We start from the raw sequence: 8,540 nt of genomic DNA, 5'->3' as shown, positions 1-8,540 counted from the left end.
GTATCTTAACTGACTTTTGTGATGGATGAAATGCAGTCTCTTTTTGCTACTTCCATCAGAAAATCCGGCTTCTCTAATGCAACCTTAACGGTTTCATAGGCCAGCTCGGCAAAGTTGTTCTCCTTACTTAAATGTCCCAGATAAACCTTCTGGGTCTTTTCTGTCACTGTGTCTTCTATAAGCTGGGCGCACCGTTCGTTGGACAGGTGTCCGTGGTCTCCCAGTATGCGCCTCTTCAGATAATAGGGATAACTTCCCACCTGGAGCATATTCACATCATGGTTTGCCTCCACAAACAGGATATGGGAATCTCTGATTTTTTCCACCAGATATTCATCGTAGTCCCCAAGATCCGTGGCAATACTGGCCTTAAACCCTTCTGAACAGAAGGAATAGCAGACCGGATCTGCCGCATCATGCCAGACATGGGACGCCTCCACTGTGATATCGTCGAGCTGAAACGGGTGATCCGCCTCAATCGGATGAAACAAGTCCTTGTCTACCTTTCCGATGTACCTGCTGTCCAAAACCGCGTCGATGGTCTTTGCCGTGGCGAAGACCGGAAGTCCATATCTTCTCAGCATCACTCCCAGCCCCTTGATGTGGTCGGAGTGCTCATGGGTGATCAGTATGCCGGAAAGCTCAGACGCCCTGGTATCCAGTTCATCCAGAGACTTTTCAATCCTCTTGGCACTGATGCCGCAGTCCACCAAAAGCTTGGTTTCCTTTGAACCTACGAATATAGAGTTGCCTTCGCTGCTGCTTGCAATACTTGTTAATTCCATTCTTCTACCTCAATTCATCTTCGTCCGCATAAACACTTGCGCCGAATCTATCTGCCATTATATCATAAGGTAATAAAAATTGTATAGGTTTTTTGCCACTATTTCCGTCACGCTTTAAAATTTGAAACTATTTTTCTTCCTGCTCCGTCTAACTTTTGTAGCTGCAAAACAAGGAGGTTCCATTCATGAAAAAGACACAGAAGATGGAAGATCTGACAGCCGGTATCATTCTCGATGAATATGAAAGCCTGTACCGTATGGCCTACACCTATGTCCATAATGAGAGCGATGCCATGGACATCGTTCAGGAAAGCGCATACAAGGCTATCACCAAATGTCAGACGGTAAAGCCCCGGTATCTGAAAACCTGGATTTACCGGATTACCATCAACACGGCCATTGATCTGATCAGAAAAAATAAGAAGGAAGTCATCGGAATCGAAGACTACGAATACGGTGCCGAGGATTCCTACCAGGATTTTGATACGCTGGACGCATTAAATGTATTGAGTCCCAGGGAAAAGCAGGTCATCGTCCTCCGTTTCTTCGAGGACATGAAGCTTGCTGAAATCGCTGAGATACTAAACGAAAACTTAAACTCAGTAAAATCAGTGCTTTACCGCAGTCTCAAAAAATTAAAAACTGAATTGGCAGAAGGAGAAGAACATTATGAATAAAAAAAAGAAATTGGATCATCTCAAACAGCAGTATGAGGACATTCAAATTCCGAAAGATCTGAAACAAAAGGTAAAAAGCTCAATCGAAGCAGGAAAATCTGAAAACGAAAGCCGCAGGAAAAAAGCGCGGTTCACAGGCATTGCCGCAAAGCTTGGAATATCTGCCGCAGCAGCACTTTTTGTCATCACCGTCGCGGCAAATGCCAATCAAAACATGGCCTACGCCATGACAAAGGTTCCCGTGTTAAAAAACATCGTCAGAGTGGTCACCTTCCATTCTTATGAGGAGAAGAAAAATTACATGGAAGCAGAGATCAAGACTCCGAAAGTGACAGGTCTTAAGGACAAAAAAACACAGAAAGAATTAAACAGGGAAATGGCCCGTTATACGGATATGATAAAAAAAGAATTTTCAAAAGATCTGCGAAAGAACGGCGGCGGACATAAGAGTGTCACGACAGACTACCAAGTGCTTCTGAACAATGACTCTTTCCTTTCTATCCGAATCCGCACCGAGACTTCCGAGGCAAGCTCCGATTCTTTCAGCCGTATTTATAATATCAGCAAGAAGACCGGCAGGATCATGAAGCTTGGCAGCCTGTTTCAGGAGAAAGCGGACTACCGGGCTGTCATATCCAAAGAAATCCGCAGACAGATGAGACAGCAGATGAAAGCAGATTCCTCCAAGTCTTATTTCATCGATACGAAAAAAGACGATGTGCCGGTAGATGAATTCAAAAAAATCTCCGGCTCACAGAATTTCTATCTAACATCTTCCGGGGACCTGGTGATCGTATTTGATAAATATGAAGTTGCTCCGGGATATATGGGCGCCCCTGAATTTACAATTTCAAAGAAACTGCTTTCTTCTATCTTGGAATAAGGAACAAAAACCTGACACAGTGCTGTCAGGTTTTTTCTGCTATAATGGAACTATCAGGAAAGGAGTTTTATTAATGGATGAATTAAAAATAATCGCTGTAGACCAAAGCAATATTGATCAAGAACACATCTGCTGCGCTATCACCGACAAGAAAGGTGAAACCTGCGTATCTTCCAAGAAAGCCTGGATGCAGGAACGTTTTCCGGACGGGCTGGTGTTCAGAAAGCTAAATGTCCGCGGAAAAGTATTTATCGAGTATATTCCTGCCGAACACGCATGGATTCCCATACTGGCCGAACAATATATGCACATCAACTGTCTCTGGGTCTCCGGAAAGTATAAAGGCCAGGGTTATTCTGACCAGCTTTTAAACCAGTGCATTGACGATGCAAAAAAGGCAGGAAAATCCGGTCTCACAGCCCTGTCCTCCGCAAAGAAGAAACCGTTTTTGTCTGATCCCGGATACTTGAAGCACAGAGGGTTTAAGACTGCCGATACCGCAGATCCGTTTTACGAGCTGTTATATCTTCCGTTCTCCGATGACGCACCGGTCCCGGCATTCAAAGACTGTGTCAAACAGGAGAGAATTCCGGAGGATGGAATGGTTATTTATTACAGCAGTCAGTGTCCGCACACTGCAAAATATGTCCCTCTGCTTCAAAAAATCGCAGAGAGCCACAGCCTGCCCCTCTCCGTCCACAAAATTCAAACAACGGAGCAGGCACAAAATGCTCCTGCTCCGTTTACTGCTTTCAGCCTGTTTTATCAGGGCCGTTTTATTACAAATGAAATACTGTCCGAGAAAAAATTTGAAAAATTCATAGAGCAGAACTTTTAAACTTCTGCTCCCAATATTTCTGCAATCTGCTGTTTTGTCTCATTCAGGCTCCCGGAATTATCAATGATATGCGTCGCCGCTTTTCGGAAGCTTTCTTCTCCCGGCTGGCTTTTGATCATAGAAGCCGTCTTCTCATCCGAGTAGCCTCTTCCCTCTTTCAGTCTCTGAAATCTCAGATCTTCTCTGGCAAATACATACCAGAGCTGGTCAAATCTCTGTTCAAATTCTGCCCCTGTGAGCAGGGCTGCCTCGTAGACGATCAGCCGGATATCCGGATCACTCTCCATCCTGTCCATCCGGCACAGGATCTCTCTCTCCACATTTGGATGGGTAAGGCTGTTTAAAACCGCGAGTTTTTCTTTGTCCCTGAACACAATGGCACCCAGAGCCGCACGGTCGATCGTTCCCTCATCCGTTAAAATGCTGTTTCCAAATTTCTTCACAACAGCCTCATAACTTTCGGCTCCCGGCTCCATGAGCTCATGGGCCACCCGGTCCGCCTCGATGAGACCGGCCCCGTATTCTTTTTTTAAAATGTTCAATACTTCACTCTTCCCGGAGCCTACGCCTCCGGTGATTCCAATGACTTTCTTCATTTATTTTGCCTCATACCAGCTGTTTCCGGTGTGAATGTCAATGCTCAGCGGCACAGAGAGCTTTGCGGCACTCATCATTTCTCTGGTTAGTATTCCTTTCACTTCTTCCACTTCGCTGTCATGGGCTTCTATGAGCAGTTCATCATGGATCTGCAGGATCAGCCGGGATTTTAATTTTCTTTTCTTCAGTTCCATATTGACCCGGATCATGGCGATCTTTATAATATCAGCCGCTGATCCCTGGATCGGAGAGTTCATGGCTACTCTTTCGCCAAAATTTCTCTGCATAAAATTGCTGGACTTTAATTCCGGTATCGGCCGGATTCTTTGGAACATCGTAGTGACAAAGCCTTCTTCTTTTCCTTTTTCCACTTCCCTGTTCAGGTATTTTTTTACTTTAGGATAAGTCTCAAAATATTTGTCGATATATTCCTGTGCCTGTTTCCTGGTGATCTTTAAATCCTGACTCAGGCCAAAAGCGCTGAGTCCATAGACAATCCCGAAGTTGACCGCCTTGGCGTCCCGCCTCTGGATACTGCTCACCTGATCAATCGGCACACCGAACACTTCGGAAGCTGTTCTGGCATGAATGTCCTGTTCCATCTCATAGGCGTGGATCAGATTCTTGTCTCTGGAAAGATGGGCCAGCACCCGCAGTTCGATCTGAGAGTAATCCGCATCCACGAATGTATATCCTTCCTCCGGCAGAAACACCTTCCGGATAGCCCGGCCGAGTTCCACTCTGGCAGGAATGTTCTGTAAGTTAGGCTCGGTGCTGCTGATCCTTCCGGTAGCTGTGATGGTTTGGTTGAATTTTCCGTGGATTCTTTCGTCATCGCCGATATAGTTAGCCAGCCCGTCCGCATACGTCGATTTCAGCTTGGTGAGCTGTCTGTACTCAAGAATGTAGGAAATAATCGGATATAAATGCTCAATCTTTTCCAGAACATCCACACTGGTGGAGTAACCGGTCTTGGTCTTCTTCCCGCCCTCCAGCTTCATATGCTCGAACAGAACGACACCAAGCTGTTTCGGAGAGTTGATATTGAACTCCTCCCCGGCTTCTTTATAAATCAGTTCCCTGAGTTCCTCAATACGCCCGATCAGCTGATCCCCATATTCCTTTAATGCTTTCCGGTCCACGTGGATGCCCCTGACTTCCATGTCGTGGAGGGCTACCATCGTCGGGATCTCTATCTCCTCATACAGGGAAAGCATCCCGGTTTCTGTAAGTTTTTTTCTTAAAGGCTCGATGCACGCGCATGCCACATAGGCCTCATAGCCGATGATCTGCTCTCCTTCCGGCAGCAGTTTCCCCTCTTCAAAAATACTTTTCCTCTTGTCCAGCAGTTCTTTTTTGGAAGGCAGCATGATCCCCAGATAGTCTCTGGAAATATCATCGTACTCATAAGTGCTCTTTAACGGATTGATAAGATACGCCGCCAGAGCCGCGTCAAAGATGCTCTTGTCATCTTCACTCAATGACAACTCGTCCAGAAATTCCTTTACATTCAGCATGCTGACTCTTGGTACGGTGCGGTAAAGTTCTCCTGCCTGCCCCATCAGATAATCCCTGGTCAGAAAGCCCTCTGTCTGAAACAGAAATGTCTCTTTTCCTTCTATACACAGCCCAAAAAACGTATTTTCCTGCTCATGATAGACTGCAAGCCCTGCCGCCTCACATTTTTTTGCTCTGGAAAATATCTGATCTGCCTCATCCAGCTCAAAAACCTTTTTGAGATTTACCGAAAATTCTTCTCCGTGTTCCCCGTCAAATTTCTTTAAAACTGACTTAAACTCCAGCTGTTTTAAAAGCTGATAAGCCTCCCCTGTAAAAATATCATTGAACTTGGCATCTTCAAAAGAAAGCTCGATCGGACAGTCTAATTTAATCGTCGCCAGTTCTTTGCTCAGCACTCCCTGGTCATAAAATTCCTCCAGCTTATTTTTAGCCCGCTTCGGCATCACTTCCTCAATGTGCTCATAAGCATTTTCTATACTCTTAAACTCTTTGATGATCTTGGACGCAGTCTTTTCTCCGATTCCGGGAATACCCGGAATATTGTCGGAAGCATCTCCCATCAAAGCCTTCATGTCAATGAATTCTTTCGGTGTCACACCGTAAGTTTCCATGACATCTTTTGCAAAATAATCTTCTACTACATTTCCGCCGCCCTTGGTCTTTGGAATACGAATCTGAACATTTTCTGTGGCCAGCTGCAGAAGATCTCTGTCTCCGGAAATGATCCGAACCTGATAACCCTCTTTTTCTCCGATCACAGACATAGTGCCAAGCAAATCATCTGCCTCATAGCCTTCTTCCATCATCAGCGGTATATCCATGGCTTTTAAAACCTCTTTGATCACAGGCACCTGTTCCCTCAATTCTTCGGGCATAGGTTTTCTGGTTCCTTTATATTCCTTGAACATTTCATGCCGGAAAGTAGGCGCACTCAAGTCGAAAGCCACCGCAAAATGGGTCGGCTTCTCCTCATCCAGAAATTTAAACATGATATTTAAAAATCCAAGGATCGCATTGGTATGGAGGCCCTTACTGTTAGTCATATCCGGCAGCGCATAAAAGGCCCGGTTTAAGATGCTGTGGCCGTCGATCAGCATTAATTTCTTTTCCATAATGGACATTCTCCTTTTTTAAACAATTATCATTATTGTAACACAAAGAAAATAGTCTAGTCCACTTCATGTTATCTTCTTTTCTCCTTCTATATTATTTCCCCGCTTCCGCCGCGCATACTCATAGAAAAAACCTGATATGTACTTATAAAAGCACATATCAGGCCCATCCGTAAGTTTATTATGAAAACATCGGTGTTGAAAGGTATCTGTCTCCTGTGTCCGGAAGCAGGGCAACGATCTTCTTACCCTTATTCTCCGGACGTTTTGCAAGCTGAATGGCGGCCCAGAGGGCGGCCCCTGAAGAAATCCCCACTAAAATCCCTTCTTTTCTGGCGATGGCTCTTCCAAGCTCGAAGGCATCCGCATCATCGACAGCAATAATCTCGTCATAGATCTTTGTATTCAGTACATCCGGAACAAAGCCTGCCCCGATTCCCTGAATCTTATGAGGTCCGCTCTGCCCTTTTGAAAGTACAGGGGAACTGCTCGGCTCCACTGCCACGATCTGAATATCCGGATTTTTTTCTTTCAGATATTCTCCGGTTCCGGTTATCGTACCTCCGGTTCCGATCCCTGATACAAAAATATCGACTTTTCCTTCCGTATCGTTCCAGATCTCAGGTCCGGTAGTCTTCTTATGGCGCTTCGGATTAGATGTATTGACAAACTGTCCGGGAATAAAGCTGTTTTCCAGTTCCTTTGCCAGCTCTTCGGCCTTGGCGATAGCGCCGTTCATTCCTTTCGTACCGTCTGTCAGTACGACTTCCGCTCCATATGCCTTCAGCAGATTCCGCCGTTCCACGCTCATAGTCTCCGGCATCGTAAGAATGATGCGGTATCCTCTGGATGCCGCGATCGCCGCCAGTCCAATTCCTGTATTTCCGGATGTGGGCTCAATGATGACGGACCCTTCTTTCAGCTTTCCTGCCGCCTCAGCGTCTTCGATCATCTGTGCCGCCACACGGTCTTTGACGCTTCCTGCCGGATTAAAATATTCCAGTTTCCCAATGATCTCTGCATCTGCTCCGTATTCCTTTTCCAGACGGTTCAAACGGACCAACGGGGTGTTTCCGATTAATTCTGTCACATTCTGATAGATTCCTGCCATAGTTCTTCTCCTTTTTATATTCCTACATTTCCTACGTGTTTAGTATGTAATTATTATATGCAATACCTTTTTCTATGTCAATACCTTTTTGAAAAAACAAAATTTCACCTGTCTCCTCTTCCTTGAAAAAGATTCATTTATTTGGTATATTCTATGTTGTTTCGCATTTGGCCCGCTTTATTCTACTATGGAGAAATGAATAAAAAATTATGAAAAGAGAAAAAACTGCAATTACATTGATCAAATTCTGCATACCGCTTATCTTAAGCGGTATTCTGCAGCAGCTCTATAACTGGGCGGATGCATTTATTGTCGGAAATGTAGCCGGAGAAAACGCCCTGGCCGCCATCGGTTCTACAACTACGGTCATTAACCTGTTCCTCACTGCCATAACAGGATTTACCCTCGGTCTTTCCATTTTATTTGCCCAAAAATTCGGCGGCGGAAAAAAAGATCAGATCTCAAAGACTCTGTCCGTATTCACCGTTGTACTCGGGTGTATTTTTTTACTTGTCCCGGCAGCAGGCATTCCGGGCGCTTATCCATTGCTCCGAATCATGAATACGACACCGGAAACCATACATATGGCAAAAAATTATCTTCAGATCATACTGATCGGCTTACCGTTTCTTGCCGTATATAACGTCTACACCTCGGCCCTCCGCGGCATCGGAAACAGCCGGGCTCCTTTTGGTTCTGTCCTCTGTTCGTCTGTCGTAAACGTTGTGCTGGATCTTATCTTTGTGGGAATGATGCACTGGGGTGCTGCCGGCGCGGCAGCCGCAACAGTAATCTCTCAGATGGTTATGACTGTATTCATCATTCTATACAGTGTAAAAAATTATCCCTGTCTGTGTTTCTCCATAAAAAAATGGACTATGGATCACGCCGTTTTAAAAGAAGGTCTTCATCTTGCCATACCTCCGATGATCCAATCCTGTATCAGCTCCTTCGGCGGTCTTATCCTACAAAATTTTATGAACGGCTTCGGGACACAGACTGTTGCAGCCATTACC

General features: G+C 45.2%; 8 protein-coding genes. 4 read left to right on the top strand and 4 right to left on the bottom strand.

Annotated features, from left to right (window positions below; genetic code table 11):
- Positions 1–5: 5 nt before the first annotated feature.
- Positions 6–785, bottom strand: coding sequence for an MBL fold metallo-hydrolase (locus QVP35_RS15850; protein WP_022261407.1), 780 nt, complete (start codon positions 783–785; stop codon positions 6–8).
- Positions 786–970: 185 nt separating this feature from the next.
- Between QVP35_RS15850 and QVP35_RS15845 the strand changes: the two genes are divergently transcribed.
- The 3 genes from QVP35_RS15845 to QVP35_RS15835 all read left to right on the top strand — a co-directional run bounded on the left by QVP35_RS15845 (position 971) and on the right by QVP35_RS15835 (position 3,183).
- Complete coding sequence (locus QVP35_RS15845; protein ID WP_009289876.1) at positions 971–1,462, top strand: RNA polymerase sigma factor; 492 nt, start codon at positions 971–973, stop codon at positions 1,460–1,462.
- On the top strand, positions 1,455–2,345 hold the full coding sequence (locus QVP35_RS15840; RefSeq protein WP_009289877.1) for a DUF3298 and DUF4163 domain-containing protein: 891 nt from the start codon (positions 1,455–1,457) through the stop codon (positions 2,343–2,345). The genes QVP35_RS15845 and QVP35_RS15840 overlap by 8 nt, the downstream gene beginning before the upstream one ends.
- Before the next feature lie 73 nt (positions 2,346–2,418).
- Positions 2,419–3,183 carry an N-acetyltransferase gene (locus QVP35_RS15835; RefSeq protein ID WP_006567300.1) on the top strand — a complete coding sequence of 255 codons (765 nt, stop codon included), beginning with the start codon at positions 2,419–2,421 and terminating at the stop codon, positions 3,181–3,183.
- Here QVP35_RS15835 and coaE read toward each other — a convergent pair.
- The 3 genes from coaE to cysK form a co-directional block, all read right to left on the bottom strand.
- Positions 3,180–3,779, bottom strand: a complete 600-nt coding sequence (coaE, locus tag QVP35_RS15830; protein ID WP_006567301.1) for a dephospho-CoA kinase — start codon at positions 3,777–3,779, stop codon at positions 3,180–3,182. The genes QVP35_RS15835 and coaE overlap by 4 nt on opposite strands.
- Entirely contained in the window at positions 3,780–6,422 is a 2,643-nt protein-coding gene (gene polA, locus QVP35_RS15825) for a DNA polymerase I (RefSeq protein WP_118476211.1), read from the bottom strand. It lies immediately after the preceding gene.
- Positions 6,423–6,594: 172 nt separating this feature from the next.
- Entirely contained in the window at positions 6,595–7,524 is a 930-nt protein-coding gene (gene cysK, locus QVP35_RS15820) for a cysteine synthase A (protein ID WP_009289882.1), read from the bottom strand.
- A 209-nt stretch (positions 7,525–7,733) separates the two neighbouring features.
- Between cysK and QVP35_RS15815 the strand changes: the two genes are divergently transcribed.
- A partial coding sequence (locus QVP35_RS15815) for an MATE family efflux transporter (protein ID WP_288187982.1) occupies positions 7,734–8,540 on the top strand: 807 nt, incomplete at its 3' end.

This window comes from Anaerostipes sp. CAG:276 (assembly GCF_000432215.1).
GTDB lineage: Bacteria > Bacillota > Clostridia > Lachnospirales > Lachnospiraceae > Anaerostipes > Anaerostipes caccae.
Note: the sequence above shows the minus strand (reverse complement) of the source record. Positions and strands in the feature narration are given on the sequence as shown.